The sequence below is a fragment of the Streptomyces sp. B3I8 genome (genome assembly GCF_030816915.1).
Lineage (GTDB): Bacteria > Actinomycetota > Actinomycetes > Streptomycetales > Streptomycetaceae > Streptomyces.
This window is the reverse complement of the sequence record NZ_JAUSYN010000002.1, coordinates 3,327,695-3,353,483: the sequence shown is the minus strand read 5'-3', so window position 1 is coordinate 3,353,483 and position 25,789 is coordinate 3,327,695. Positions and strand designations below refer to the sequence as shown.

The 25,789-nt window shown below is 71.8% G+C and carries 22 protein-coding genes, 6 tRNA genes, 1 pseudogene and 1 riboswitch; of the genes and pseudogenes, 13 read left to right on the top strand and 16 right to left on the bottom strand.

Going from position 1 to position 25,789, the window contains the following annotated elements; translation table 11 throughout:
- Positions 1–9 precede the first annotated feature (9 nt).
- Entirely contained in the window at positions 10–216 is a 207-nt protein-coding gene (gene bldC / locus QFZ64_RS16975; protein WP_003949541.1) for a developmental transcriptional regulator BldC, read from the top strand.
- A 568-nt stretch (positions 217–784) separates the two neighbouring features.
- On the opposite strand, the gene QFZ64_RS16970 is transcribed toward bldC, so the two are convergent.
- From QFZ64_RS16970 to hrpA, 3 genes are all read right to left on the bottom strand, one after another.
- Complete coding sequence (locus QFZ64_RS16970; RefSeq protein ID WP_307066629.1) at positions 785–1,015, bottom strand: DUF6274 family protein; 231 nt, start codon at positions 1,013–1,015, stop codon at positions 785–787.
- A 179-nt stretch (positions 1,016–1,194) separates the two neighbouring features.
- Positions 1,195–1,269 (bottom strand) — tRNA-Asp (locus tag QFZ64_RS16965).
- A 96-nt stretch (positions 1,270–1,365) separates the two neighbouring features.
- Positions 1,366–5,385, bottom strand: a complete 4,020-nt coding sequence (hrpA, locus tag QFZ64_RS16960; RefSeq protein WP_307066627.1) for an ATP-dependent RNA helicase HrpA — start codon at positions 5,383–5,385, stop codon at positions 1,366–1,368.
- Positions 5,386–5,464: 79 nt separating this feature from the next.
- Here hrpA and QFZ64_RS16955 point away from each other — a divergent pair, with 79 nt between their 5' ends.
- Positions 5,465–6,553: an ABC transporter permease gene (locus QFZ64_RS16955; protein WP_307066625.1), complete on the top strand. Its 1,089-nt coding sequence runs from the start codon at positions 5,465–5,467 to the stop codon at positions 6,551–6,553.
- A 79-nt stretch (positions 6,554–6,632) separates the two neighbouring features.
- Here QFZ64_RS16955 and QFZ64_RS16950 read toward each other — a convergent pair.
- From QFZ64_RS16950 to QFZ64_RS16930, 5 genes are all read right to left on the bottom strand, one after another.
- Positions 6,633–6,709 (bottom strand) — tRNA-Phe (locus QFZ64_RS16950).
- A gap of 24 nt (positions 6,710–6,733) precedes the next feature.
- A tRNA-Asp gene (locus QFZ64_RS16945) sits at positions 6,734–6,808 on the bottom strand.
- 62 nt (positions 6,809–6,870) lie between these two features.
- A tRNA-Glu gene (locus QFZ64_RS16940) sits at positions 6,871–6,943 on the bottom strand.
- A gap of 80 nt (positions 6,944–7,023) precedes the next feature.
- Positions 7,024–8,634: a metallophosphoesterase gene (locus tag QFZ64_RS16935; RefSeq protein ID WP_307066624.1), complete on the bottom strand. Its 1,611-nt coding sequence runs from the start codon at positions 8,632–8,634 to the stop codon at positions 7,024–7,026.
- Between the two features lie 123 nt (positions 8,635–8,757).
- Entirely contained in the window at positions 8,758–9,108 is a 351-nt protein-coding gene (locus tag QFZ64_RS16930; RefSeq protein WP_307066622.1) for a metallopeptidase family protein, read from the bottom strand.
- A gap of 178 nt (positions 9,109–9,286) precedes the next feature.
- Between QFZ64_RS16930 and QFZ64_RS16925 the strand changes: the two genes are divergently transcribed.
- The 4 genes from QFZ64_RS16925 to QFZ64_RS16910 all read left to right on the top strand — a co-directional run bounded on the left by QFZ64_RS16925 (position 9,287) and on the right by QFZ64_RS16910 (position 14,100).
- Positions 9,287–9,874: a hypothetical protein gene (locus tag QFZ64_RS16925; RefSeq protein WP_307066620.1), complete on the top strand. Its 588-nt coding sequence runs from the start codon at positions 9,287–9,289 to the stop codon at positions 9,872–9,874.
- 253 nt (positions 9,875–10,127) lie between these two features.
- The gene (locus tag QFZ64_RS16920) at positions 10,128–12,302 is read left to right on the top strand and encodes a DEAD/DEAH box helicase (protein ID WP_307066618.1); all 2,175 of its coding nucleotides are present in this window, start codon (positions 10,128–10,130) and stop codon (positions 12,300–12,302) included.
- A gap of 113 nt (positions 12,303–12,415) precedes the next feature.
- Positions 12,416–13,936, top strand: coding sequence for an amino acid permease (locus tag QFZ64_RS16915; protein WP_307066616.1), 1,521 nt, complete (start codon positions 12,416–12,418; stop codon positions 13,934–13,936).
- A gap of 91 nt (positions 13,937–14,027) precedes the next feature.
- Positions 14,028–14,100: transfer RNA gene (locus QFZ64_RS16910), tRNA-Lys, on the top strand.
- Positions 14,101–14,194: 94 nt separating this feature from the next.
- On the opposite strand, the gene QFZ64_RS16905 is transcribed toward QFZ64_RS16910, so the two are convergent.
- From QFZ64_RS16905 to QFZ64_RS16890, 4 genes and pseudogenes are all read right to left on the bottom strand, one after another.
- Positions 14,195–14,725, bottom strand: a complete 531-nt coding sequence (locus QFZ64_RS16905) for a DUF2231 domain-containing protein (protein WP_307071735.1) — start codon at positions 14,723–14,725, stop codon at positions 14,195–14,197.
- Between the two features lie 297 nt (positions 14,726–15,022).
- Positions 15,023–15,073, bottom strand: a pseudogene (locus tag QFZ64_RS16900) (hypothetical protein); the annotation flags it as partial.
- Positions 15,070–15,369: a trimeric intracellular cation channel family protein gene (locus tag QFZ64_RS16895; RefSeq protein WP_307066614.1), complete on the bottom strand. Its 300-nt coding sequence runs from the start codon at positions 15,367–15,369 to the stop codon at positions 15,070–15,072. The pseudogene QFZ64_RS16900 and the gene QFZ64_RS16895, both read right to left, overlap by 4 nt.
- Before the next feature lie 58 nt (positions 15,370–15,427).
- A complete protein-coding gene (locus tag QFZ64_RS16890) occupies positions 15,428–15,664 on the bottom strand; it encodes a GntR family transcriptional regulator (protein WP_307071734.1) in 237 nt (78 codons plus the stop codon).
- Between the two features lie 195 nt (positions 15,665–15,859).
- Here QFZ64_RS16890 and QFZ64_RS16885 point away from each other — a divergent pair, with 195 nt between their 5' ends.
- Together QFZ64_RS16885 and QFZ64_RS16880 are read left to right on the top strand one after the other, a co-directional pair.
- Positions 15,860–16,180 (top strand): hypothetical protein, encoded by a 321-nt coding sequence (locus QFZ64_RS16885; RefSeq protein WP_307066613.1) that lies wholly within the window; start codon positions 15,860–15,862, stop codon positions 16,178–16,180.
- On the top strand, positions 16,180–16,482 hold the full coding sequence (locus tag QFZ64_RS16880; protein WP_307066611.1) for a hypothetical protein: 303 nt from the start codon (positions 16,180–16,182) through the stop codon (positions 16,480–16,482). Before QFZ64_RS16885 ends, QFZ64_RS16880 begins: the two co-directional genes overlap by 1 nt.
- Before the next feature lie 16 nt (positions 16,483–16,498).
- Here the strand turns inward: QFZ64_RS16880 and QFZ64_RS16875 are convergent, their stop codons facing one another.
- From QFZ64_RS16875 to QFZ64_RS16865, 3 genes are all read right to left on the bottom strand, one after another.
- Positions 16,499–17,077, bottom strand: coding sequence for a DinB family protein (locus QFZ64_RS16875; protein WP_307066609.1), 579 nt, complete (start codon positions 17,075–17,077; stop codon positions 16,499–16,501).
- 108 nt (positions 17,078–17,185) lie between these two features.
- Complete coding sequence (gene ribA / locus QFZ64_RS16870; protein ID WP_307066607.1) at positions 17,186–17,920, bottom strand: GTP cyclohydrolase II; 735 nt, start codon at positions 17,918–17,920, stop codon at positions 17,186–17,188.
- A gap of 145 nt (positions 17,921–18,065) precedes the next feature.
- Positions 18,066–19,205 carry a dihydrofolate reductase family protein gene (locus QFZ64_RS16865; protein ID WP_307066605.1) on the bottom strand — a complete coding sequence of 380 codons (1,140 nt, stop codon included), beginning with the start codon at positions 19,203–19,205 and terminating at the stop codon, positions 18,066–18,068.
- A gap of 126 nt (positions 19,206–19,331) precedes the next feature.
- Here QFZ64_RS16865 and QFZ64_RS16860 point away from each other — a divergent pair, with 126 nt between their 5' ends.
- From QFZ64_RS16860 to QFZ64_RS16840, 5 genes are all read left to right on the top strand, one after another.
- On the top strand, positions 19,332–19,844 hold the full coding sequence (locus tag QFZ64_RS16860) for a MarR family winged helix-turn-helix transcriptional regulator (protein WP_307066603.1): 513 nt from the start codon (positions 19,332–19,334) through the stop codon (positions 19,842–19,844).
- A gap of 114 nt (positions 19,845–19,958) precedes the next feature.
- A tRNA-Met gene (locus QFZ64_RS16855) sits at positions 19,959–20,035 on the top strand.
- 173 nt (positions 20,036–20,208) lie between these two features.
- A complete protein-coding gene (locus QFZ64_RS16850; RefSeq protein WP_307066602.1) occupies positions 20,209–21,336 on the top strand; it encodes a PP2C family protein-serine/threonine phosphatase in 1,128 nt (375 codons plus the stop codon).
- Between the two features lie 379 nt (positions 21,337–21,715).
- Positions 21,716–21,872: riboswitch (cyclic di-AMP (ydaO/yuaA leader) on the top strand.
- An 11-nt stretch (positions 21,873–21,883) separates the two neighbouring features.
- Positions 21,884–22,948, top strand: a complete 1,065-nt coding sequence (locus QFZ64_RS16845) for a M23 family metallopeptidase (RefSeq protein ID WP_307066600.1) — start codon at positions 21,884–21,886, stop codon at positions 22,946–22,948.
- A gap of 282 nt (positions 22,949–23,230) precedes the next feature.
- On the top strand, positions 23,231–24,175 hold the full coding sequence (locus tag QFZ64_RS16840) for an aldo/keto reductase (RefSeq protein WP_307066598.1): 945 nt from the start codon (positions 23,231–23,233) through the stop codon (positions 24,173–24,175).
- Here QFZ64_RS16840 and QFZ64_RS16835 read toward each other — a convergent pair.
- Positions 24,126–25,781, bottom strand: coding sequence for a PrsW family intramembrane metalloprotease (locus tag QFZ64_RS16835; protein WP_307066596.1), 1,656 nt, complete (start codon positions 25,779–25,781; stop codon positions 24,126–24,128). The genes QFZ64_RS16840 and QFZ64_RS16835 overlap by 50 nt on opposite strands.
- Between the last annotated feature and the right edge of the window lie 8 nt (positions 25,782–25,789).

Here is a 25,789-nt window from a genome sequence, read left to right as displayed (position 1 = left end):
AGGCCGCTCATGACCGCTCGCACCCCTGATGCCGAGCCGCTGCTGACCCCGGCTGAGGTCGCCACGATGTTCCGCGTCGACCCGAAGACGGTCACGCGGTGGGCGAAGGCCGGCAAGCTCACGTCGATCCGCACGCTCGGCGGGCATCGCCGTTACCGCGAGGCCGAGGTCCGCGCGCTGCTCGCGGGTATTCCGCAGCAGCGCAGCGAGGCCTGAACAACCGCTTCACCGGGCAAAACGGCTGGTTCCCCAACTGGTCGGAGCGTCCGGGAGCAACCCGCTCATCACAGCTGAAAGCGACGCGGGAGCTGCCCCAACAGCCCCCACGCCCACGTCACTCGGGGCCCTTTCCGGGCTCATTGAGGGTGCGTCGTCATCGCGCTGGACTCCGCCGAGTCCAGCGCGATTTTTTTGTGCCTGGCTGCGTCGGGCCCACGGCGCGTGGTTTTGTGTGTCCCCGTGTGCGTGGGTGGGCACGGGCCGGCCCGTCCGTGAGCGGGCTTGTCGGTGTCTGGGGAGGGGTGTCGGATCCGCTGCGGGGCGGCCCGGCGCACAGGATGAGAGGGAGGTGTGGAGACAGTGCAATTGCACATATTAAATTGACCGGAGGTAGGAGGTGTGTAAGTTCCTTCCTCCGTAAAAGTCATGCGGTGACTCCCGTCACACGCCGGGGCCTTGTCCCGGTCCTCGTCGCGGGCCATGACGGAGTTCTTGCCGGGCGGGCGGCCGCGGGCCGGCTGTCCGCCGCCGGAGCGGTTGTGGGCCGCGCGGCGAGCCGTCCCTGTCAGGCGGTGGGGGCCGGTGCGGCCGCCCGGAGCTCCTCGGCCGGGGGCGCCGCCACGGGTGGCTCGACGGAGTGCTCGTCCCCGCCGGCCGGTCCCGTCGGCTCCATGGCCAGTCTCAGGAGCTGACGGCAGATCGGACAGTGCCGGGTGAGATGGCGGTAGCCGACGGCGGCCGACAGATGGGCGCGCAGCAGTGCGCGGGTCGCGTGCGGAGAGGCCGCAGCGGTCATACGCCACCTCCGGGAGGACCGAGGTCGTGCTTCTTTAGGTAGCGACCGAATGTGACGCCGTCAAGGGACCCGGCAACGGTGCGAGGGGGGGGGCGCACCACCGCGCAGATCCCCTGACGCCCCGAATGTCCCGGACATGCCGAAAGGCCGTGCCCCCGGGGGCACGGCCTTTCTTCTTGCGGTCCTGACGGGATTTGAACCCGCGGCCTCCACCTTGACAGGGTGGCGAGCACTCCAAACTGCTCCACAGGACCAGGTGCTTCGCGGTCGCATTACTGCGCTGCGCTGCGAGACGAGACTCTACAGGAGGGCGAGCCCCGGGGTCGAACTCACCCCTTGTGCGCCCCCCGTCACGGCGCCGCGGCGTCGATCGCCTTCACGATGCGCTTGTCCGACACGGGATACGCCGTCCCCAGCGCGTGCGCGAAGTAGCTGACCCGCAGCTCCTCGATCATCCACCGGATCTCCCGCACCGCCGCCGGCACCGGCCGCCCCGCGGGCAACTGCTCCCGAAGCCACGCGTACTCGTCCCGCATCTCGTGGACCTTCTCCATGCGGGTCGTGTCGCGCTGGACGTTCGTCGGCATCTGCTGCAGCCGCCGGTCCGCCGCGATCAGGTACCGCATCAGGTCCGGCAGTCGCCGCAGCCCCGCCTCGGTCACGAAACCGGGCTTCACAAGGGCGTCGAGCTGCGCCCGTACGTCCGTCAGGTTCGGCAGCAGCGCGGGGCTGCGTACGGCCTTCAGGCGCCGCTCGCAGGCCTGCCAGGCGGCCAGCACCTGCTGCACCTGGCCCACCGTCCGTACGGTCGTGTCGACGATCTCGGCGCGCACCTTGTCGTAGAGCTTGCGGTACGACTCCTCGTCCCACGCCGGTCCGCCGAAGTCGGCGATCAGCCGGTCGGCCGCCGCCGTCGCGCAGTCCTCGAACAGTGCCTGGACCGAGCCGTGCGGATTGGCGGACAGCGCGAGCTTCTGCGCGTTCGTCAGCTTGTCGGACGCGAACTTGGCCGGGTTGACCGGGATGTTGCGCAGGATCAGCCGCCGCGTGCCCTTCCACATCGCCTCGGTCTGCTCGGCCTCGGTGTCGAAGAGGCGTACCGACACGGTGTTCGCCGCCGGTCCGTCGTCGACGAGTGCCGGGTACGCCTTCACCGGCTGACCGGCCCGCCGGGTCTCGAAGACGCGGCTGAGCGTGCCGAACGTCCAGTCCGTCAGCCCGGAGCGTTCCACCGACTCCCCGCCCTGCCGCTCGGCGGTCGCCGCCGCGGCCTGCGAGAGCGCCTTGCGCGCCTTCGGCCGCAGCCGCACCTTCAGCGCTTCCAGGTCCTTGTCCTCGGCCAGCTTGCGGCGTCGCTCGTCGACGATCCGGAAGGTGATCCGCAGATGGTCGGGGACCCGGCCCCAGTCGAAGTCGTCCGGCTCGAAGGGCACGCCGACCATGCGCTTCAGCTCGCGCGCCATCGTCGTCGTCAGCGGCTCCTGCAGCGGCACCGCACGTTCCAGGAACTTCCCTGCGTAGCTCGGCGCCGGCACGTAGTTGCGGCGGATCGGCTTCGGCAGGGAGCGGATCAGCTCCGTGACGACCTCCTCGCGCAGGCCCGGGATCTGCCAGTCGAACCCCTCGTCGGTGACCTGGTTGAGCACCTGGAGCGGGATGTGGACGGTCACGCCGTCCGCGTCCGCGCCCGGCTCGAACTGGTACGTCACCCGGAACGTGAGCGGGCCCTGGCGCCAGGAGTCGGGATAGTCGGCCTTGGTGACCGCCTGCGCCGACTCCCGGATGAGCATCTCCCGCTCGAAGTCGAGGAAGTCGGGCTGCTCGTGCCGCTTGTGCTTCCACCAGGAGTCGAAGTGGGCGCCGGAGACGACGTGTTCGGGGATCCGCTGTTCGTAGAAGTCGAACAGCGTCTCGTCGTCGACGACGATGTCCCGGCGCCGCGCCCGGTGCTCCAGCTCCTCGACCTCGCCGAGCAGCTTGCGGTTGTCGGCGAAGAACTTGTGGTGCGTGCGCCAGTCGCCCTCCACCAGGGCGTTGCGGATGAACAGTTCGCGGCTGACCTCGGCGTCGACCCGCCCGTAGTTGATCTTCCGCTGGGCGACGATCGGGACCCCGTACAGCGTGACCTTCTCGTACGCCACCACCGCGGCCTGGTCCTTCTCCCAGTGCGGCTCGCTGTACGTGCGCTTGAGGAGGTGTCCGGCGAGCGGTTCCACCCACTCGGGCTCGATCTTCGCGTTGACCCGGGCCCACAGCCGTGAGGTCTCCACCAGCTCCGCCGACATCACGAACCGTGGCGGCTTCTTGAACAGCGCCGAGCCGGGGAAGATCGCGAACTTGGCGTTACGGGCGCCCACGTACTCGTTGCGGCCCCCGCCCCTGCGAACGCCGCCCGGGCCGGAGGTACCGGCCGACCCCTCGGCGGTCTTGGACTCCTTCACGTCCTTCATGCCGATGTGGGAGAGCAGACCGGCGAGCAGTGAGACGTGGATGCGGTCGCCCGGGGCGTCCTCCTCGTTGAGGTGGATCCCCATCTGCTTGGCGACCGTGCGGAGCTGGGTGTAGATGTCCTGCCATTCGCGAATGCGCAGGAAGTTGAGGAACTCCTGCTTGCACATCCGCCGGAACGACGACGAGCCGCGCTCCCGCTGCTGCTCGCGGACGTAGCGCCACAGGTTGAGGAAGGCCAGGAAGTCGCTGGTCTCGTCGCGGAAGCGGGCGTGCTGCTGGTCCGCCTGCGTCTGCTTGTCGGAGGGGCGCTCACGGGGGTCCTGGATGGACAGCGCGGCGGCGATCACCATGACCTCGCGCGCGCAGCCGTTGCGGTCCGCCTCCAGCACCATCCGGGCGAGGCGCGGGTCGACGGGGAGCTGGGCGAGCTTGCGGCCGGTCTCGGTGAGCCGCTTGCGGGCGTCCTGCTGCGCCGGGTCGAGCGCGCCGAGCTCCTGGAGGAGCTGGACGCCGTCGCGGATGTTGCGGTGGTCCGGCGGGTCGATGAAGGGGAACTTCTCAATGTCGCCGAGGCCGGCCGCGGTCATCTGCAGGATGACGGAGGCGAGGTTGGTGCGCAGGATCTCCGCGTCCGTGAACTCCGGACGGGTGAGGAAGTCGTCCTCGGAGTACAGCCGGACGCAGATGCCGTCCGACGTACGGCCGCAGCGGCCCTTGCGCTGGTTGGCGCTTGCCTGCGAGACCGGCTCGATGGGCAGGCGCTGCACCTTGGTGCGGTGGCTGTAGCGGCTGATGCGGGCGAAGCCGGGGTCGATGACGTACTTGATGCCGGGAACGGTCAGGGAGGTCTCGGCCACGTTGGTGGCGAGGACGATCCGGCGCACTGTTCCCGCACCGGGTCGCTGGAAGACGCGGTGCTGCTCGGCGTGCGACAGCCGCGCGTACAGCGGCAGCACCTCCGTGGACCGGTACTTCTTCTTGTCCAGCGCGTCGGCGGTGTCGCGGATCTCCCGTTCGCCGGAGAGGAAGACGAGGATGTCGCCGGGGCCCTCCGCCATCAGTTCCTCGACGGCGTCGGTGATCGCGGTGATCTGGTCCCGGTCGGCGTCCTCCGAGTCCTCCTCCAGGAGCGGGCGGTAGCGCACCTCCACCGGGTACGTACGGCCGCTGACCTCGACGATCGGCGCGTCGCCGAAGTGCCGGGAGAAACGCTCGGGATCGATCGTCGCGGAGGTGATGACGACCTTGAGGTCGGGACGCTTCGGCAGGAGCTGGGCGAGGTAGCCGAGCAGGAAGTCGATGTTCAGGGACCGCTCGTGCGCCTCGTCGATGATGATCGTGTCGTAGGCGCGCAGCTCGCGGTCGGTCTGGATCTCGGCGAGCAGGATGCCGTCCGTCATCAGCTTGACGAAGGTGGCCTCCGGGTTGACCTGGTCGGTGAACCGCACCTTCCAGCCGACGGTCTCGCCGAGAGGGGTGTCCAGCTCCTCGGCGACGCGCTCGGCGACCGTACGGGCGGCGATCCGGCGGGGCTGGGTGTGCCCGATCATGCCGCGGACGCCGCGACCGAGCTCCATGCAGATCTTGGGGATCTGCGTGGTCTTCCCGGAACCGGTCTCACCGGCCACGATCACGACCTGGTGGTCGCGTATGGCCTCGGCGATCTCGTCCTTCTTCTGGCTGACCGGCAGTTGCGCGGGATACGTCACCACCGGGACGCGGGCACGCCGCGCCCCGATCCGTGCCTCGGCCTGTTCGACCTCGGCCTCGATCTCGGCGAGGACGGCGGCGCGGGCCTCCGGTTTGCGGATCTTGCGGGCGCCTTCGAGCCTGCGCCCGAGCCGGTGCGCGTCGCGCAGCGACAGCTCGGTCAGGCGGGGGGCGAGGGCGCCGAGGGCGGGGGCGGGGTGCGTGGACATACGGGAACCAGGATCTCACCTCCGGGAAACGAGAGGCGAACGGATTTGTCGCGGGGGGAAATGACCTAGCGTGGGTGTTATGTCAATCTCCGGGGAGCCCGAGCCCGGTCATGAGCCGCCGCACGGTGCCCATGGCCGGCCGCGTACGGGCGCGGAACGCCTGGCCGCGTTCCGGGAGTCCCCGTTCCTGCCCGCCACCGTGCTGCTGCTGATCCTCGCGGCGGCGGCCGGACTCTTCGCCGGCTCCTACACGTACGCCATGGCCAACCCCACCCCGCGCACGGTGCCCACGGCTGTCGTCGGGGCGTACGACAGCGCGCAGGGGCGGCGGTTCATCGCCGGGATGGAGAAGGCGCTCAACGCCTCGCTGAAGCTGCACGCGTACGAGGACCGGAGCGCGGCGGTCGAGGCGGTCGAGGACCAGAAGGTCTTCGCGGTGCTCGACGTGCCGTCCGCTGGGCGAACGCTCACCCTGGACGTCTCCGGGGCCTCCGGGGCAACGGTCGCCCAGGTACTGGAGGACGCGGGGGAACAGGTGGGCAAGGCCGCCGGGACGAACGTCACCGTCAAGGATCTCAAGCCGCTGCAGAAGGGGGACCCGCGTGGGCTGGCGATCTTCTACATCTCCCTCGCCGCCGTCATCATCGGCTTCGTCGGCGCGATCCAGCTCAGCGTGCACGCCAGAGCACTCGATCCGGCCGAGCGCATCGCGTTCACCGCGGCCTATGCGCTGCTCGGCGGGTTCGTGATCGCGGCGGTGGTCGACTGGCTGCTGAGCGCGCTGCACCTGCCGTTCGTGGAGTCGTGGCTGATCCTCGCGCTGACGATGTTCACGTCCGGCATGGTCTTCACGATGTTCAACACCCTGTTCGGCCGCTGGGCGATGCTGCCGACCTGGGGGCTGATGGTGCTGCTCGGCAATCCGTCGTCGGGCGGCGCGGTCTCCTGGCCGCTGCTGCCGTCCCCGCTCGGCGTGATCGGCCGGTGGCTCCCGCCGGGCGCGTCGGTCAACGCCCAGCACACGGCGGTCTACTTCCCCGGCCACCAGCACGCGTTCCCGTTCCTGGTCCTGGCGGGCTGGGCGCTCGTGTCCTGCACGGTCTTCTGGGTCTGGCGCCACCGCCACCCGGGTGGCCGTTCCGTCGGCCCGGCGCACGCCGCCCCGTGAGACCCCGCGCTCCTCGGCAGCCGACTGAAGGCGCTCCGGAACGGCTGAAGGCCCCGTCCCAGTGGGAGGGGGCCTTCGGTGGTGGCTGGGGCCGGGGTCGAACCGGCGACCTATCGCTTTTCAGGCGATCGCTCGTACCAACTGAGCTACCCAGCCACGACGTTTCACGTGAAACGTCAGCGGTCCTGACGGGATTTGAACCCGCGGCCTCCACCTTGACAGGGTGGCGAGCACTCCAAACTGCTCCACAGGACCTTGCTCTTGTGTGTGCGAACCAACGGGCGACAGTGTCGCACACGACCGCACACGGTACTACGTGCCCCCAACGGGATTCGAACCCGTGCTACCGCCTTGAAAGGGCGGCGTCCTAGGCCGCTAGACGATGAGGGCTATCGGCCCGCCTGGGCGCTTCGCGGCGCCTCGGGGACGTGAGAAGCATATGGGATGGCGGGAGGTATCGCCAAAACGGTTTACGGGGAGGGGCTCGGGGAGCGGCGGGTGGGGTTCGACGGGGTGGGAGAGCCGGAGGACGGCGTAGTCGAGGACAGCGTCGGGGACGGGGTGGCGCCGGGCTTGTTCTCGTCCACGAGGTGGCGGGCGACCTCCGCGGTCGTCCGGCCCAGGCCGCCCAGCTTGATCTCGTCCCACGCCTGGAGCCGCCGGCTGTCCCGGTCGAAGTAGAGGACCGACGCCTCGATCGGGTCCGGGTACTTCCCCTCGACCGCGCGCAGCCCGCTGCCGCCCGTCGAGCCCTCGATGCGCAGTCGTGTGCCGTACTCCATGACCTCCGTGCCCTCGTGGTGCAGATGGCCCGAGAGGACCAGCGGTACCTCCCCGTCCGTCTCCCGTGCCGCCGACGGCTCGTGCACGATCGCCACGTCCACGGGTGTGCCGGCGTTTTGCTGGTCGCGCAGGGACGAGGCGAGGCGGGCGCCCGCCAGCTCCTCCGCCCGGTCGCCGCGCTCGGCCGTGCGGTCGGGGGTGTACTGCGGGTCGCCGATCCCCGCGAACCGCAGCCCCGCGACGGTGACCGCCCGGCCGTCGTCCAGGACGCGCACGTTCTTCATCTTCCCCAGGTACTTCTGGGTGGTCGACGAGTCGTGGTTGCCCCGCACCCACACGTACGGCGCGCCCAGGCCCGCCACCGGGTCCAGGAAGCCGTTCTCCGCCGCCGTGCCGTGGTCCATCGTGTCGCCGGAGTCGACGATCACATCGATGTCGTACTGCTCCACCAGCGAGGCGACGATCTTCCAGCTCGCCGGGTTGAGGTGGATGTCCGAGACGTGCAGTACCCGGATCGTGCTGGGGTCCGGCTGGTACGCGGGGAGCGTGGACGTGACGTCGTACAGCTTCGTCACGTTCGTCACCAGGCGGGCCAGCTCCTTCTGGTAGACGTCGAACTCCGTGACGATGCTGCGGGCGCTGCCGACCAGGGACGGGGCGGAGGAGAGCAGGCCGGAGAACCTCGGCTCCAGCACCGCCTTGGGGTTCCACGTCGCGAACGCGCTGGTGCCGCAGGCGACGAGGAGCGCGAGGGCGAGGCCGCCGGACGCGAGGGCGCGGCGCGGGCGGCGGTAGACGACGAGGCCGAGCGCGGTGGCGCCGGAGACGACGGCCACGCAGGAGCGGACGGCGAGGTTCAGCGTGTCGTCGGCGACGTCCCGCGCGACCTCGTCCTGGAGGTCGGAGAGCCGTTCGGGATGGTCCACGAGGGCCTGGGCGCGGGTCTCGTCCAACTGGTCGACGTTCACGTCCAGGCGGACGGGGGCCTTGTGGGTGTCCAGCTCCAGCGCGCCGAGCGGCGAGACGTTGATCTTCGTGCCGCCGGTGAGGGAGGGGCGCAGCGCCATCGTGGTGTTCATGGGGCCCACGGGGGCGCGCACGTTGCCGACGACGAGCAGGCCGAGCCAGGCGCCGAGGAGGACGACGGCGGCGAGAGTGAGGGACTGGAGCCAGGGGTTGGGGCGGGGCGCGGATGTTTCGAGCAGGGGTGTTTCGCGCGCGGGTGTGCGGTCGCGGTGCGTGGCCCTTCGGAGCGGGGCGAGTGCGTGCAGGACTGCGGCGGGGACGCGGCGGGCCATTGGTCCCGTATGCCCACGTGGGGCCGCGAATATGCGGGATGCGCCGGAAGCGCGGTGAGGCGCGGGGGGCGCAGGGGCGCGGCGAGACGGCGGCGCGGAGGGTCGGGGGCGTGGTGGGGGGGGTCAGCCCCAGCCCAGTTCGTGCAGCCGGGTGTCCTCGATGCCGAAGTGGTGGGCGACCTCGTGCACGACCGTCACGGAGACCTCGTGCACGACCTCCTCCGGCGACGCGCAGTGGCGCAGCGTGGGGCCCATGTAGACGCTGATGCGGTCGGGGAGCACCCCGGCGTACCACTCGCCGCGCTCGGTGAGCGGTGTTCCCTCGTAGAGGCCCAGCAGTTCGGGGTCGTCGGCGGACGGCTCGTCCTCGACGAAGACGGCCACGTTGTCCATGACCCGCGTCAGTTCCGGCGGGATCCGGTCCAGGGCCTCGCTCACGAGCTCTTCGAATTCCTCGCGCGTCATCTGCAGCACCCGCCCATTGTCGTGCACGGGGCGCGCGACCGGCGGTCCGGCGGCGTCGGTGGTCCGACGGTTCCGGGGCGGTCCGGCGAAGGGTGGGGCGATCCGGCGAAGTCGGGGGCGTGTCCTCCCGCGGGGCGGGGGAGTTGGGCAGGGGGACCGCTTCGCCCGCCCCCGGAGGTGGCTGCCCGTGCGCCCCAGTGACGTTCCGTTCCGATTGGCCGCCGCCGTCATGACCGTGGCGGCCGCCACGGGATGCGTGAGCGTGGGGGACGACGCCGGGCACCCCGGGCCGGCGCGTTCGACGGGGCCGCACGGGGCGGTGGTGCGGGGCGAGGACGCGGCGGGCGCCGGTGCCGGTGGCGGCCACGTCGCCGGCGGGCAGCGCCGTACGAAGGGACGCTCGCCACGGCCGGGCGAGTCGGAACGCGGGACGGCGGCGCCCACCGCGTCGCCGGGCGCGAGGACGAAGCCGTCGACGAAGGCGTCGGCGAAGGGCGGCAGGGGCACGGCGGGCGCCGTCGGAGGGGGGAGCGACGACGGCCGGGCGGGCGGTGCGGGCGACCCGGCGGGGCCCACGGGCGAGCCGAGCGCGCCCGTCACCCCACCGGAGCCGGAGCCGACGCCGCCGCCCGTCTCCGAGCCGCCCCCGGCCACGGCGGAGCCGTCCCCCTCGGCCCACGAGCAGCAGGCGCAGCTGGTGGAGCGGGGACCGGTGCCGGTGTCGCCGGTGGCGGAGCCGGGGGCCGGGTGGGTCACGGCAGAGGAGGAGGAGTGAGGGCGTGGGAGAAGGGTGTCAGGGGCGCGGGGGAGGGATTCGCAGGGCTCTGACCCGTGGGTTTGCACCTCGGGGGCCTTGGTGCGTATGGTGGTAGATCGTTTGATCCCATTTGCCCGGCGCCAAGAAAAGACGCGCCGCGTGTGGCGCGTACTCTCCCTTACCGTGGCCGGACCGCATCGAGGCGGTCGATTGTGACTTCACGGAGTTGGGGCGCGTGCTGCCGTACAACTCCGGAAGGCTCTCCATTCGCATGTCTGTCGCCAGTACCGACCACGTCGTCCTGCCCGAAGGCCCTGAGGCCGTAGCGGGTACCGAGGGCGCGGCCGAGACCGACGCCCCCCAGCTCACCTTCACCGATCTCGGACTGCCTGAGGGCATCGTCCGCAAGCTCACGCAGAACGGTGTGACCGCCCCGTTCCCGATCCAGGCCGCGACCATCCCGGACGCCCTGGCGGGCAAGGACATCCTCGGCCGGGGCCGCACCGGCTCCGGCAAGACCCTGTCGTTCGGTCTGCCGACCCTGGCCACGCTGGCCGGCGGCCGGACCGAGAAGCACAAGCCGCGCGCCATCATCATGACGCCGACCCGCGAGCTCGCCATGCAGGTCGCCGACGCGCTCCAGCCGTACGGCGACGTCCTCGGCCTGAAGATGAAGGTCGTCTGCGGCGGCACCTCCATGGGCAACCAGATCTACGCCCTGGAGCGCGGTGTCGACGTCCTCGTCGCCACTCCCGGCCGGCTGCGTGACCTCATCAACCGCGGTGCCTGCTCGCTCGAGAACGTGCAGATCGCCGTGCTCGACGAGGCCGACCAGATGTCCGACCTCGGCTTCCTGCCCGAGGTCACCGAGCTGCTCGACCAGGTTCCGGCCGGCGGTCAGCGGATGCTCTTCTCCGCCACCATGGAGAACGAGATCAAGACGCTGGTCGACCGGTACCTGAACGACCCGGCCACCCACGAGGTCGACGCCGCCCAGGGTGCCGTGACGACCATGTCGCACCACATCCTGATCGTGAAGCCCAAGGACAAGGCTCCGGTCACCGCCGCGATCGCCTCCCGCAAGGGCCGCACCATCATCTTCGTGCGCACCCAGCTCGGCGCCGACCGCGTCGCGGAGCAGCTCCGTGACGCCGGTGCCAAGGCGGACGCGCTGCACGGCGGCATGACCCAGGGGGCCCGGACCCGGACGCTGGCCGACTTCAAGGACGGCTACGTCAACGTCCTCGTCGCCACGGACGTCGCCGCGCGCGGCATCCACGTCGACGGCATCGACCTGGTGCTCAACGTCGACCCCGCCGGCGACCACAAGGACTACCTGCACCGGGCCGGCCGCACCGCGCGTGCCGGGCGTACCGGGACCGTGGTCTCGCTCTCCCTGCCGCACCAGCGGCGGCAGATCTTCCGGCTGATGGAGGACGCGGGCGTCGACGCCTCGCGCCACGTCATCCAGAGCGCCGGCGCGTTCGAGCCGGAGGTCGCCGAGATCACCGGTGCCCGGTCGATGACCGAGGTGCAGGCCGAGTCGGCGGGCAACGCCGCGCAGCAGGCCGAGCGTGAGGTCGCCTACCTGACGAAGCAGCTGGAGCGCGCCACGCGCCGCGCCGCCGAGCTGCGCGAGGAGTCGGACCGCCTGGTGGCCCGGGCCGCGCGTGAGCGCGGCGAGGACCCGGAGGCGGTGCTGGCCGCGGCCCGCGAGAGCGAGGCCGAGGCCGTCACCGAGGACGCCGAGCGGCCGGAGGCGGCCGCCGTGTCGCTGCCGGAGCAGGCGACGACCGGCCGGGAGCGGAGCGCCGAGCGTCACGAGCGTCGTGACGACCGTCGGGACGACCGGCGTGATGACCGTGGTGGTCGTTCGTTCGAGCGTCGTGACGACCGTGGTGGGTTCCGTCGTGACGAGCGTCGTGACGACCGTGGCGGTTTCCGCCGTGACGACCGCCGTGACGATCGGCGTGATGACCGGCGTGATGACCGTGGTGGTCGTTCGTTCGAGCGTCGTGACGACCGTGGTGGGTTCCGTCGTGACGAGCGTCGTGACGACCGTGGCGGTTTTCGCCGTGACGACCGTCGGGACGACCGGCGTGATGACCGTGGTGGTCGTTCGTTCGAGCGTCGTGACGACCGTGGTGGGTTCCGCCGTGACGAGCGTCGTGACGACCGTGGCGGCTTCCGCCGTGACGACCGCCGGGACGACCGCGGTGGCCACCGCGGCAGCGACCGCCCGTTCAACCGTGACCGTCAGAGCGAGCGCCCCGGCTTCCGTGCCGGCGCGCACGACCGCCCGTCCGGCCGTCGCGACGACCACCGGGGTGCCACCGGCTCCTTCGGGCGCCGTGACGACCACCGCGGTGGCGGCTCCGCTCCGTCCTCCTCCCCCTCCTCGTACAACCGCCGTGACGACAAGCCTCGCTGGAAGCGCGGCAGCTGACGTCGGAGCGTGAAACGGGCCGCGGCCCTCACCCGATCACGGGTGGGGGCCGCGGCTCTTTTTCGTGCGGGTGTGACGCTTGTCACGTCTTCGGGGAGGGAATCGCTGGGGGCATGACAGATGAAGCGACCCACCACCCCTCGGACGAGGAACTGCTGGCCCAGCTCGGCTACACGCAGGTCCTCGCCCGCCGCATGTCGGCGTTCTCCAACTACGCCGTCTCCTTCACCATCATCTCGGTCCTCTCCGGCTGCCTGACCCTGTACCTGTTCGGGATGAACACGGGCGGCCCCGCCGTGATCACCTGGGGCTGGGTCGGCGTCGGCCTGATGACATTGTTCGTGGGGCTGTCGATGGCCGAGATCTGCTCGGCGTACCCGACGTCGGCGGGCCTGTACTTCTGGGCACACCGGCTGGCCCCGCCGCGCTCGGCGGCAGCCTGGGCGTGGTTCACCGGCTGGTTCAACGTGCTCGGCCAGGTCGCCGTGACCGCCGGCATCGACTTCGGGGCGGCGTCCTTCCTGGGCGCGTATCTGAACCTGCAGTTCGACTTCGAGGTGACGCCGGGGCGGACGATCCTGCTGTTCGCCGCGATCCTGCTGCTGCACGGCCTGCTCAACACCTTCGGCGTGCGGATCGTCGCCCTGCTGAACAGCGTGAGCGTGTGGTGGCACGTGCTGGGGGTCGCGCTGATCGTCGGCGCCCTCGCGTTCGTGCCCGACCACCACCGATCCGCCTCGTTCGTGTTCGGGGAGTACGTCAACAACACCGGCTGGGGCAGCGGGGTTTACGTGGTGCTGCTGGGACTGCTGATGGCGCAGTACACCTTCACCGGGTACGACGCCTCCGCACACATGACCGAGGAGACGCACGACGCGTCCACGGCCGGCCCGAAGGGCATCGTCCGCTCCATCTGGACGTCGTGGATCGCCGGGTTCGTACTGCTCCTCGGCTTCACGTTCGCGATCCAGTCGTACGACGGGGCGCTCGGCTCGCCGACCGGCGCGCCGCCGGCCCAGATCCTGCTCGACGCGCTGGGCGCCACGGCGGGGAAGCTGCTGCTGCTCGTGGTGATCGGCGCGCAGTTGTTCTGCGGAATGGCGTCCGTGACCGCCAACAGCCGCATGATCTACGCCTTCTCGCGCGACGGCGCACTGCCGTTCTCCCGCGTCTGGCACACCGTGAGCCCGCGCACCCGCACCCCGGTGGCGGCGGTGTGGCTGGCCACGCTGAGCGCGCTCGCGCTGGGGCTGCCGTACCTGATCAATGTGACGGCGTACACGGCGGTGACGTCGATCGCGGTGATCGGCCTCTACCTCGCCTACGTCATCCCCACGCTGCTGCGGGTCCGGAAGGGCGACGCCTTCGAGCGCGGCCCCTGGCACCTGGGCCGGTGGTCGAGGGTGATCGGGGTGGTGTCGGTGACCTGGGTCGTGATCATCACCGTCCTGTTCATGCTGCCGCAGGTGTCACCGGTGACCTGGGACACCTTCAACTACGCCCCGGTCGCCGTCCTCGTCGTACTGGGATTCGCGGCGGCGTGGTGGTTCGCCTCGGCCCGCCACTGGTTCCTGAACCCGCGTCACGTACGCAACCGCCCCCGGGAGACGGAGACGGAGGCGGCCGCGACCTGACCCCGCCGACACGGCCGGGTCACCGATACCCGATCGGCGACCCGCCCGCGTCGGGCTATGCTCGGGGAGGCAACACCACGCAACACCGCCAGGGCCCTTAGCTCAATTGGCAGAGCAGTGGACTTTTAATCCATTGGTTGTGGGTTCGAGTCCCACAGGGCCTACCCCCGGCAGGAGAGGGACGCTCCCTTGGACCTGCTGCGCGGCGTCCGGGTCGGCTTCCGTCGGCTCGGGCGCCGCCTTTCGCGGGCCCGTCCGTCAGCCGTCGTCCCGCGTGGCCGTCTTGGAGTAGTTGTCGTGCCAGGCGGCCTTGGCGCCCGAGTCGCCGATGCGGTAGACGTCCACCACGGCGCCGGCCGCGACCGCGAGGGAGAGGACCACGACCGCGCCCCGGAGCAGGGCCGAGGACGACCACGAGGCGCTCGCCGTGCCGTCCGGGGCGGGTGCCGAGCGTCGGGCCGTCCACCAGACGACGGCCGAGAACACGAAAAGGCCGAGAGCCCACGGCAGCAGGCCGTCGCCGAGCTCGGCGTGCTTGCGCACCAGCGGGTCGCTGCCGACGTGCTGCTCGAGCCATTCGCCCGCGTGCGTGGCCAACGGCACACTCGCCAGGGCGACGAACGCGAGGATCGGCAGCACCAGGCCGAGTCGCCGGGCGCCACGGGGCCATGCGGCGCACACCACGAGGGCCAGGGCACTCAGGGGCACCAGCACGATGACGAAGTGCACGAACAGGACGTGTGCCGGTAGTCCGTTGACCACGGTGAGGCTCATCAGGGCTTTCTCCATGGGAGGTTGGGTGGAACAGGCGGGTGTGGGGCGGTCGGCACTTTCGCACAGGAACTTCTCAGTCGGCTCTGACTCCCCTCGGGAGCGCCGGGCCCCGTGACCGCCTTCGACGGTCCGGCTCAGGGGGCGAGTGAGAAGCAGCTCTCTTCCTCCTGGCCGAAGTGCGGGAGGAGGACGGAGCGGAGTCCGTCCAGGCAGGCACGCGGGTCGTCGATCCGTTCCGGTGCCGGTGCGCCGCTCGCGCACGAGGGTGTCGCGGATCGTGCCGCCGACCGTCGTGACCGCCCCGAGGAGGAACGAGGGCGCCCCGCCGAGCCCGGAGTCCAGCGCCCTGCTCGCGCCGATCACCGCGAAGGCGCTGAGGCCGATGCGTCGAGGGCGGCGATCGTGCCCTCCGCCGCAGGTGCCGGCTGAGCGCGAAGGCGAGCAGCCCGCCGATGGCGGGCGAGGGCGTGGTAGCGCCAGTCCAGGAGGGTGGCCGGGAACAGCGAATCGATGAGGACGTCACGGATGCGGCCCCCGCCGAGCGCGGTGATCATGCCGAGGACGACCACGTCGACGAGGTCCAACCGGGCGGCCTCGACGGCGGTCGGCGCCCCGTTCAGCCCGAAGGCGAACGTGCCGGTCAGGTCCAGGGTGAGCAACGGCAGGAGTTCGGGGCGTGTGGGGACGGAGTACCCCGCGGCGCGCGAACGTGTCGGGTCAGGCGTCCGTGGTGGGTGGTTGGGGTACGACGAAGGAGCCCTTGCCCCGCACGGTGACGATGAGGCCCCGCTCCCGGAGTTCCTGGGCGGCCCGGCGGGCGGTGAGGCGGGCGATGCCGTACTCGTCGGCCAGGTGGTTCTCGGACGGGATCGGCCGGTCGGGCGCCAGTTGGCCGGACGCGATCCTCCCGGCGATGACGTCGGCCAGTTGCACGTACAGCGGCCGCGCGCTCATGGGGTCCAGAGGTGTTTCCGGCTGCTCTGTATCGCTCACATGTCCAACGTAGGCAGGCGAGGACTTACACGGTCGAGTGGATCCCTCTGCACTTGTATACAGAGGGCTGTATCCGGGCGGTACTGTTCCCGCACGAAGACCCCGGCGGCCTGGCAGGGCCCCGGGGCACGGCCAACGCTTCGAAGGAGCGTCGACATGTACGACCTTATCCGGCGGCTCGCGCAGTGGCTGGGCCTTCTGTTCGGCCCGGGTACCGGGAGTCACCGCGCGGGGAGCCCGTTGCCCGCGCCCCCGAGTGCGCCCTGCGTCCCCTTTCACCCTCCGGTCCGACGTTCCCCTTACTGTCGCCACCTGCCGCTCGACGGCGCCGAGTCCCGGCTCGTGCGGCCGTACCTGGTGGCCGACGAGCGGGAACGCGCACGGCAGCGACGGCGCCGTGTCGCCCTCGTGCTCGCCGCCGACTTCGGGATCGATCTCGATACGCACGTCGTCGGCGCGGAGAGGACGGCCGCCTGATGGACTCGCTCCGGTCGTTCCGTTCGCTCAGGCTCCTCCCCTGGTCCTCCCCCGAGGGCAAGCCCTGCTTCCTCGACGCCGAGGAGGGCGCGGGAGGCTACGTCTCGCGGCTGGCCGACGACACCGAGGCAACGCAGCTCGCCGAGGGGCTGGACGTGCTCGGTGAGGCTCGGCGAGTGCTGGAGGACCCCGCCTCGCCGAACGTCGCCGTGCGGTACGCGGCCGTCCGGCTCGCCGAGTGTCTCGCCGACGCGCTGCGCGTGGCGGAGTCGCGCGGGCGGCGGCTCTCCGTGGGCGACTGAAGGTGGGCGGCGGGGGTCAGACCCCCGTCGCCCCGTCCAGGCGTTCGCGGAGCAGGTCGGCGTGGCCGTTGTGGCGGGCGTACTCGGCGATCATGTCGATGAGGATGCGGCGCAGGGAGATCGGTTCGCCGGTGCGTCTGCGGGTGCCCGTCCGGTCCAGGGACGGGGTGGCGTCGACGATGCGGCGGGAGTGCGCGCAGGACTCGCGCCAGAAGGCGAGGGCCTCCAGCACGTCGCCGTCGAGCCGTTCGAAGTCCTGATCGGGGTCGTCGTCCGAGTAGTACGGCAGGGGGACGTCCTCACCGGCGAACTGGATGCGGAACCACCACTGTTCGGCCCCGGCCAGGTGCCGGGTCAGGCCGTGCAGCGACAGGGTGGACGGCGGTACCGGGCGCTCCGACAGGCGTTCGGGCGGCAGGCCGGTGCACTTCAGCTCGAACGTGGCCCGGTGGTGGTCGAGGGTCGTGGTCAGGATCTCCCGCTCGTCACCCGTGTCGGGAACGGCCGGACGGGGATCTCCGGCGCCCTGCCAGCGCGGGCTGTAGTGCTGCGGGGCCGGGGTCGGGGTGGGGGAGGGTACGGGCGCGTCGGTCATCGTTGCCTCCGGTGTCTCGTCGTCGTCCGGTACGGCTGTGGACGTCGACGAGTCTTGCAGGGGGCACTGACAACCGGCTGGGCCCGCCGTTTCGCCGGCGGTGCCGCCTCAGCCCGCCGGCCGCTCCCGCAGCTCCGCCAGCGGCAGGGTGTGCCGGGTCTGTACGGCCTTGGCGTGCAGGTAGCGCACGTTGTGGGCGGTGGTGAAGACGCCGGTCGGGACGCGGTCGCGGACGGCGAGGTCGAGCGCGGTCAACTGCTCGGCCTTGTCCGGGTTGTTGGAGAGCAGGTCGAGCGTGCCGATGCCGAGGGCGCGCAGCATCTGTGCGGCGGCCGTGTAGTCCCGGGCGTCCTCCGGCAGGCCGAGTGCCGCGTTCGCCGCGTAGGTGTCCAGTCCGTCGTCCTGCAGCGCGTAGGCGTCGAGCTTGTTGTAGAGGCCGATGCCGCGGCCCTCCTGGCGCAGGTAGAGCAGGACGCCGCCACGTTCCGCGATGCGCTCCACCGCTTCACGGAGCTGCGGGCCGCAGTCGCAGCGGGCCGAGCCGAACACGTCGCCGGTCAGGCACTCGGAGTGCAGCCGCACCAGCGGGGGGCCGGTGGTCGCGTCGCCCAGCACGAGCGCCAGGTGCTCCCGGCCGTCGACCAGACCGTGGAACGTCACGACGTCCGCCGTGACCGCATAGCCGTCGCCGAAGCGCAGAGGGACGGCGACGCGGGTACGCACGGTGGCCTCGGGAAGCGGCCCGGGCGCCCCGGCGTCGGCCACGACGGCGTCGACGGCGTCGCCGGGGCCGGTGAGGTCCGCGAGATCGCCGGGCTCGGGTGCGGCGGGCAGGTCACGCATGGCTGTCGCCCTTCTGCGGAGCGGGGGCGTGCTTCAGATTTGAAGCACGCCGGGACAGCAGCGACTCTAATACTTGCTTCAATGTTCAAGCAAGCATGATCGTGCGTCCGGGGGAGAGCCCGGGCGCGGTCCGGTCAGGGGTCGGTCAGCTCCGCCCGAGCAGATGCGCGTTCGGCCGCCTGGCCGCCGGCGCGTACTCGGGCAGGTGCACGACCCGCACGCCCTCCGCCGCGAGCACGCCGCTCCCGTCCGCCCCCGGCACGAACGTGTCCGGCTCCCGCCACGCGGTCACCACCCGCCGCACCCCCGCCGCCAGGATCAGCCGCGCGCACGGCATCGGCCGCGACGCGCGCCGGGCACACGGCTCCAGGCTGCTGTAGACCGTCGCCCCCGCCAGCCGCGGGTCGCCGGGCGTCACCTTCGCCAGCGCCGCCTCCTCCGCGTGCACCGCCGGGTCGCCGCCCTCCCGGGAGTGCCCCCGGGCCAGCTCCGTACCGTCGGCGGCCACCACCACCGCCCCCACGCTGAACGCGGTCTCCGACGGCGGGCACAGTTCCGCCAGTTCGCACGCGATCCCCAGCCACCGCCGGTCCGCCGCCGTGGCGAGCTCCTCCGCGCCGGGCGCCGCCGGCACGTACCGCATCAGCACCACGTCCCCCACGGCCCGGGTTCCCACCAGCCGCATCCGTCCCGGCGGATACGCCCCCGTCCCGAACATGCGCGGCGCGGTGGCCTGCCCCACCAGCAACGGGGCCACCGCGAGCTGCAGTTCGTCGGCGAGCCCCTGCCGCAGCAGTTCGGTGTGCACCCGGCCGCCGCCCTCCACCATCAGCCGCCGTACGCCCTTCACCTCACCCAGGTGTGCGAGCACCGCCCGCCACCCCGGCTGCGCGCCCAGCGCGACGACGTCGACGTCCGCGGGGAGCTCGTCGCGCAGCCGGGCCGCGCCCTCCTCCGTGGTGTAGACCGCCTTCGCGCCCCCCGTGTGCCAGAACCGCGCGGCCGGGTCGAGGTCGCCGGACGCGCTCACCGTCACCTTCAGGGGGTACTCCGGCCGCCCGGCCGCGACCCGTGCGGCGCGCCGCTCGGGGGAGTTGACCAGCAGCCGGGGGTTGTCGGTGCGCAGGGTGCCGGCGCCGATCAGGATCGCGTCGCTCTCCGCCCGCACCTGGTCGACACGGTCGAAGTCCTCCGGGCCCGACAGCAGCAGGCGTTCGGGGCCGGTGTCGTCGAGGAAGCCGTCCAGGGAGACGGCGGCGGACAGCAGGACGTGGGGGTGAGGCATGTGCGCGCTCCGGGATGCGAGACGACGTGCGGACTACGTGCGGACTACGTGCGGGACTGCGAAGAGGGCCGGGAGCCGGGTGCGGGCGAGGTGGTTCAACTTTTGAACAATAACTACACTGCGGTCATGACGACCCGCTGGCTCACGTCCGAGGAACAGCGTGCCTGGCGCGCATACCTCGCCGCCTCCCTGCTCCTGGAGGACGTGATCGACCGGCAGCTCCAGCAGCAGGCGGGCCTGCCGCACCTGTACTACTCGGTGCTGGCCAATCTCTCGGAGGCCCCGGACCGGCGGCTGCGCATGACCGACCTCGCCGCGTCGCTGAAGGTCACCCGGAGCCGGCTGACCTACGTCGTCACCCGCCTGGAGAGGGACGGCAGCGTGCGGCGCGAGGCACACCCGGGCGACCGGCGCGGCAGCATCGCGGTGCTCACCGACGCGGGGGCGCGGCTGCTGGAGCGTACGGCCCCGGGGCACGTCGAGACGGTGCGCGCCGCCGTGTTCGACCGGCTCACGCCGGAGCAGGTGGGGCAGCTCGAAGAGATCTGCACGCGGATCGCGGGGGCGCTGGGCAGCGAGGAACAGCGCACGACGTGCGGTGACGCGCTCCCTTGGCGACGACGCTCGTCGGCCCGCTGAGCGGTTCGCCGCAGGGAGGTGCGGGCGACCGGGCGACCGGGTGACCGGGTGAGCAGCCGCCCAGATAAACGTGGTGAACGGCGTCCCCAGGATGACGTACACTGGTTCTACCGACGCGGGGTGGAGCAGCTCGGTAGCTCGCTGGGCTCATAACCCAGAGGTCGCAGGTTCAAATCCTGTCCCCGCTACCACGTCCCCGGGGGCGGAGGCCGAAAGGCTTCCGCCCCCGGGGTTTTTGTCGTATCACCGTTCACTGTCCGTACCGCCGTCCCGTACCGCCACCTCCAACCGCCCACTCCGTCCCCGCCACCCGCCCGGCTCACCGGGGGGTGCCCCGCGACGCCGCCCCGGTGACGCTGGTGACGTGGGGCAGCGGACTGAGAAACGGTCGACCGTGACCGCCGGGAACAGCAGCCGCGATGCGGCCGGCGTCCGTGTCGCGCTGCCCTTCCTCCCGGTGCTGCTGCTCGCCGCCGCGATCGTCTACGACTGCCTCACTCCGGTCGACTTCACCGCCGCTCCCCTCTTCACCGCGGCCCCCCTCGTCGCCTCCTTCCTGTACTCGTTGCGCGGTACCGTCCTGACAGCCGTGGTCGCCGTCCTGGCCGTGGCCGCGATTCACCTCGCCTTCGGCGTCATGTCGAACATCGACACCACCACCGAGCTGCTGACGGTCAGCACCGTCGCCGCCCTCGCCGTCCTGATCAACGTGCTCGTCGGCCGTGCCGGAGCCCGGCTGGCCTCCGTCCGTCACATCGCCGAGGCCGCGCAGCTCGCCGTCATGCCGCAGCCGGCCGAGCGCGTCGCGGGCCTCGACGTCGCCGCACGTTACGAGGCCGCGCAGGACGGGGCCGCGATCGGCGGCGACCTGTACGCGGTCCAGGACTCCCCGCACGGCGTGCGCCTGGTGCTGGGGGACGTGCGCGGCAAGGGCATCAGCGCCGTCAGCGTCGTCGCCGTCGTCATCGGGGCGTTCCGGGAGGCCGCCGAGCGGGAGGCCACGCTCGGCGCAGTCGCCCAGCGGCTCGAACGCGCGCTCGCCCGCGAGGCCGGCCGACGCCGGGACCTGGACTCCTTCGAGGGGTTCACCACCGCCGTCCTCGCCGAGATCCCGCACGACTGCACCCTCGTCCGCCTCGTCAACCGCGGCCACCCCGCCCCGCTGCTCCTGTACGACGACGGGAGGCTGCGCGTGCTCGAACCGCGCGAGTCCGCACTGCCGCTCGGCATGGGCGAGCTGGGCAGGTGGCCCGAACGCGCGGACGAGGCCGCGCTGCCGTACGGCGCCACGCTCCTCTTCCACACCGACGGGCTCTCCGAGGCCCGCGACCGGCACGGCGAGTTCTACGACCCCGCCACCCGGCTCGTCGGCCGCACCTTCTCCGGGCCGGACGCGCTGCTGAGCTTCCTTGCCGACGAGGTCGCCCGGCACACCGGCGGACGGGCGACGGACGACCTGGCGCTGCTGGCGGTACGACGGCCACATCCCTGAGGGGGCATGGTCGGCCGCGACGTCCGGGGCCACGTCCGGGCCGTCGTCTCCGGAGGACGTCCGGGCCGTCGTTTCCGAGGGTGTTCGTACCGGCGTTTCCGGACGGTGCGGGGCGTCGGTGCCGGTGGGTGCCGAGGGTGTCACCTGTCGTGACCGGATCGTGTCCCCCGGTGGGTTTACTGACCGCACGTCCGGGGCGCGGCTCTGCCTGAGGCCCTCATGGGGCCCGGTCAACTCGCCCGTTTTGCGGGGCTCGTGGCGCAAAAGTCCTGGCCAAGACGTGTAACTCGGGCCACTGAACAGCTTGGAATGTGCACCCCAGGTCTATTAACGTTCGATAACGCAGCACGGTCGTCCCAGCCGTCACAGGAGGCGGCCCCGTGCTCATCTGCCTAATCCCGCAAGGGAGCCGGGGAACCACCATTCAGGGGTGAATCGCGCGGCGGCCGCCGAGTGGACGCGGCCGTCGTACACGCGTAGGAGACCTTCCTGCTCCGAACCCGTCAGCTAACCCGGCAGGCGAGAGGAAGGAAAGGAGTGCGCCCACGTGGCGTCCAACCGGCCTGCCCAGAACCCCTCGTACGCTCCTGCCGGCACCGAGGTCGTCGACTTCGACCGCCGTTCCGAGGAGGGCACCTGGGAGGAGTGGAATCCCACCGCGGAGTCCGTTCGTCCCGTCCGTGGCCGGCACCGCGTCGCCAAGCAGCGCGGGGGCGGACTCGCGCGCAGCTCCACCGTTCTGGGCGTCGGCGTGATCGCCGCGGTCGGCGCGGGTGGCATGGCCACCGCGCAGACCGCCAAGCCGCCGGTCTCCATCTCCCTGCCGGACCTGTCCTCGGTCACCGAGTCGGCCAAGGCGCTGGTCGGTGACGACTCCGGTCACGACTCCGGCGACCACGCCGACACCACCGCGCAGACCGCCTCCGCCCCGCTCACCGGCGCCGGACTGACCGGCGTCGACACCGCCGCGGGCACCACGGACGCGGGCGAGGCGCTGCGCGCCCGGATCATGCGGCAGGCCGAGGCCCAGCAGGACCAGGTGGACAGCGCCACCGCGAAGGCCGCCGAGGCCGCCGCCGCCAAGCAGGCGGCGTCCGCCGCCGAGGAGGCGGAGGCGAAGGCGGAGAAGAAGGCCGCCGACGCGAAGGAGAAGGCGGAGGCGGAGGCCAAGAAGAAGGCCGCCGCGAAGAAACTCGCCGAGCTGGCCAAGCAGTTCACGCTGCCGACCTCCTCGTACACGATCACCTCGACCTTCGGTGAGGCCGGATCGATGTGGTCGTCCGGCTATCACACCGGCCTCGACTTCGCCGCGCCCACCGGCACGCTCATCAAGGCGATCCACAGCGGCACGATCACCGAGGCGGGCTGGGCCGGCTCCTACGGCTACCGCACGATCCTCACCCTCGACGACGGCACCGAGCTCTGGTTCTGCCACCAGTCCTCGATCAGCGTCAGTGTCGGGCAGAAGGTGAGTACGGGCGAGGTCATCGGCCGCGTCGGTGCCACCGGCAACGTCACCGGTCCGCATCTGCACCTGGAGGTCCACCCCGGCGGCGCGGCCACGGGGATCGACCCGATGGCGTGGCTGCACGGCAAGGGGCTGAATCCCTGAGCCCGCCAAGGCCCCGCCGGGCCGGTCCCTGTCGGGCCGGTCCCTGTCGGGCCTCTGGCAGGGCCGGTCCCTGCCGGGCTTCGGGCCGGGCCGGTCCCCGTCGAGTCGATTCCGGCTGCGCCTGCCCCACCGACCCGGCCCCGCCGTGCCGTGCCGTGCATCGCCGGCCGGCCGTGTCCTTTCGGGCAGCGCACTGCCCTGCCGGGCCGATTCGCGACGGAATCGTCCCGGAGTCCGCGATTCCGCGCGCGGACTGCGGAGACTTCTACTTAACATCGTTAAATGATGTCACTTCGCCCTCTGGGCTCAACCCATCTCGCGGTCGCTCCCCTCTGCCTCGGCGGCAATGTCTTCGGCTGGACCGCCGACGAGGCCGCGTCCTTCGCCGTGCTGGACGCCTACACGGCCGCCGGAGGCAACTTCGTCGACACCGCCGACGGCTACTCGGCTTTCGTCCCGGGCCATAAGGGCGGCGAGTCCGAGACCGTACTCGGCAGGTGGTTCAAGGCGCGTGGCAACCGCTCCGACGTGGTCCTCGCCTCCAAGGTCGGCCGGCACCCCGAGTACCAGGGGCTGTCCGCCGGCAACATCAGGGCGGCGGCCGACGCCTCGCTGCGGCGGCTCCAGACGGACTACATCGACCTGTACTACACGCACTACGACGACCCCGACGTGCCCGTCGAGGAGATCATCGGCACGCTGGACGGGCTGGTCAGGGCGGGGAAGGTGCGCCACATCGCAGCCTCCAACATCTCGGCCGAGCGGCTGCGCGCCTCGCTGGAGTTCTCCGAACGCGAGGGCCTGGCCCGCTACGTCGCCCTCCAACCGCACTACAGCCTGGTCTCCCGGGACACCTACGAGGGCGCCCTCCAGGACGTCGCCGAGGACGCCGGCCTCTCCGCGGTGCCGTACTTCGCGCTCGCCTCGGGGTTCCTGACGGGGAAGTACCGGCCGGGAGCGACGGTGGACTCGGTGCGCGCGGGGCGCGTGGCGCAGCTCGTGGACACCGAACGGGGCGCGCGGGTGCTGAAGGCGCTCGACGAGATCGCCGGCGCGCGCGAGGTGGAGATCGCCACGGTCGCCCTCGCCTGGCTCGCCGCCCGCCCGACCGTCCTCGCGCCGACCGCCTCCGCCCGGACGGTGGAGCAGCTCCCGGCGCTTCTGGCGGTGGGCGAGGTCACGCTGACGGAGGAGGAGACGACGCGGCTGGCGGAGGCGTCGGCGTAACGCTTGTGTGGGCGGCCGGGGGGTGGGCCGGCTGGGCGTGAGGTGCCTGGGCGTGGGGCGCTTGTGCGTACGCCGGGCCGCCTCCGCCGTACGCCGGGTGGTGGCCGTGGACCGGCCCCCCGCCGTGCGCCGGGAACTGCCCGTGGACCGGGCCGCCTCCGCCGTGGACCGGGCCTCCGCCGTGCGCCGGGAACTGCCCGTGGACCGGGCCGCCTCCGCCGTGCGCCGGGAACTGGCCGTACGCCTGACCCCCGCCGTACGCCTGCCCCGCGCCCTGGCTGCCGTACCCCGGCGCGTGCCCGTACCCGGGCGCGTGCCCGTACACCGGCCCGTGCCCGTACACCGGGGGTACGCCCCACAGGACCGACCCCGCCAGCATGTGGCCCGCGTGGGCCAGCGCCGGGCGGGCCACCTCCCGCCGGTGCCACAGCTCCCGCAGCAGCTCCCGCTCCCGTGCGACGAAGTCGGCGCCCGCGCGGCCCGAGCGCCCCCGGTGGCGCAGGAACGCCAGCGACGTCGCGTACGCCTCGTACTCGGCGACCGTCCGCGCCGCCGCCTTGCCGAGCCGGTCCCTGGCCTGGTCGCGGGCGAGCCGCCGAGCCTTCATCGAGCTCATGACGAAGGGCTCCGGCATCGTCAGCCAGCCGGCCGCCACGTACGCCGGCAGCTCGGCGCGCACGGTCCGCAGCTCCCGCTGCCGGGTCGATATGACCAGCCAGGTCAGCAGCCCGAACATCGGCACCATGAACGCCCCGTAGACCGCGAAGAAGCCGTAGCCGTCGCCGAACGAGGTGGAGCCGTTCCACAGGGAGTGCATGCCCATCGCGAGCAGCAGGCCGCCGAGCGGGGCCAGCGTCCGGCGCACCCGCCGGTGCTCGGCGGTCAGCGCGCTGATGCCGAAGCCGATGCCGGTGAACACGGTGAACAGGGGGTGCGCGAAGGGGGACATCACGACGCGCACGAAGAACGTCGCGGCCGTCACGGAGGCGATGCCGCCGTGCCCGCCGTTGGACTGGTCGGTGCCGAAGGCGGTGCCGAGGTACAGGATGTTCTCGGTGAAGGCGAAGCCGGTCGCGGTCACCCCGGCCGTGACCACACCGTCGACGATGCCGGTGAAGTGACGGCGGCGGAAGAGGAAGACCAGCAGCACCGCCGTGGCCTTCGCGGACTCCTCCACGATCGGCGCTATGACGGTCATGCCGAGGGTGTCGGCACCCTTGGGGTCGGCCGTCGCGACCGCTATCCAGTGCGTGGCGAAGCTGTTCGCGATGATCGCGACGAGCGCCGCCGCGCACGCCCCCCAGGCGAAGCAGAAGGCGAGGTTGCGCCAGGGCCCCGGCTCGACCCGGTCCAGCCAGCGGAACGCGGCGATCAGCAGGGGGACGGGGAACACGGCGAGCCCGAGCCCGACCAGGAGCCCCTCGGTGCCGGTCTGCTGCCGGACCAGCGCGAGGATGACCAGCCCGGACAGGGCGAGGAGCGAGCTCAGCGCCGCGTACCGCACCCAGGTGCGCTGCCACCAGTGCGGATGCCGGAGCACGCCGCCGGGAGGGAGGGACCCGGTCGGGGCGGGCGGATACGTCGGATACGGGGGACTGGTGGCCACGGCATTGA

Excerpts from the sequence above, each read along its gene's own strand:
- QFZ64_RS16905 (WP_307071735.1), bottom strand. The coding sequence starts at position 14,725 with ATGGAGAAAGCCCTGATGAGCCTCACCGTGGTCAACGGACTACCGGCA.
- QFZ64_RS16955 (WP_307066625.1), top strand. The coding sequence starts at position 5,465 with ATGTCAATCTCCGGGGAGCCCGAGCCCGGTCATGAGCCGCCGCACGGT.
- QFZ64_RS16860 (WP_307066603.1), top strand. The coding sequence starts at position 19,332 with ATGACGACCCGCTGGCTCACGTCCGAGGAACAGCGTGCCTGGCGCGCA.
- QFZ64_RS16885 (WP_307066613.1), top strand. The coding sequence starts at position 15,860 with ATGTACGACCTTATCCGGCGGCTCGCGCAGTGGCTGGGCCTTCTGTTC.
- QFZ64_RS16915 (WP_307066616.1), top strand. The coding sequence starts at position 12,416 with ATGACAGATGAAGCGACCCACCACCCCTCGGACGAGGAACTGCTGGCC.
- hrpA (WP_307066627.1), bottom strand. The coding sequence starts at position 5,385 with ATGTCCACGCACCCCGCCCCCGCCCTCGGCGCCCTCGCCCCCCGCCTG.
- ribA (WP_307066607.1), bottom strand. The coding sequence starts at position 17,920 with ATGCGTGACCTGCCCGCCGCACCCGAGCCCGGCGATCTCGCGGACCTC.
- QFZ64_RS16935 (WP_307066624.1), bottom strand. The coding sequence starts at position 8,634 with ATGGCCCGCCGCGTCCCCGCCGCAGTCCTGCACGCACTCGCCCCGCTC.
- QFZ64_RS16840 (WP_307066598.1), top strand. The coding sequence starts at position 23,231 with ATGATGTCACTTCGCCCTCTGGGCTCAACCCATCTCGCGGTCGCTCCC.
- QFZ64_RS16865 (WP_307066605.1), bottom strand. The coding sequence starts at position 19,205 with ATGCCTCACCCCCACGTCCTGCTGTCCGCCGCCGTCTCCCTGGACGGC.
- QFZ64_RS16920 (WP_307066618.1), top strand. The coding sequence starts at position 10,128 with ATGTCTGTCGCCAGTACCGACCACGTCGTCCTGCCCGAAGGCCCTGAG.
- QFZ64_RS16880 (WP_307066611.1), top strand. The coding sequence starts at position 16,180 with ATGGACTCGCTCCGGTCGTTCCGTTCGCTCAGGCTCCTCCCCTGGTCC.
- bldC (WP_003949541.1), top strand. The coding sequence starts at position 10 with ATGACCGCTCGCACCCCTGATGCCGAGCCGCTGCTGACCCCGGCTGAG.
- QFZ64_RS16970 (WP_307066629.1), bottom strand. The coding sequence starts at position 1,015 with ATGACCGCTGCGGCCTCTCCGCACGCGACCCGCGCACTGCTGCGCGCC.
- QFZ64_RS16890 (WP_307071734.1), bottom strand. The coding sequence starts at position 15,664 with ATGAGCGCGCGGCCGCTGTACGTGCAACTGGCCGACGTCATCGCCGGG.
- QFZ64_RS16875 (WP_307066609.1), bottom strand. The coding sequence starts at position 17,077 with ATGACCGACGCGCCCGTACCCTCCCCCACCCCGACCCCGGCCCCGCAG.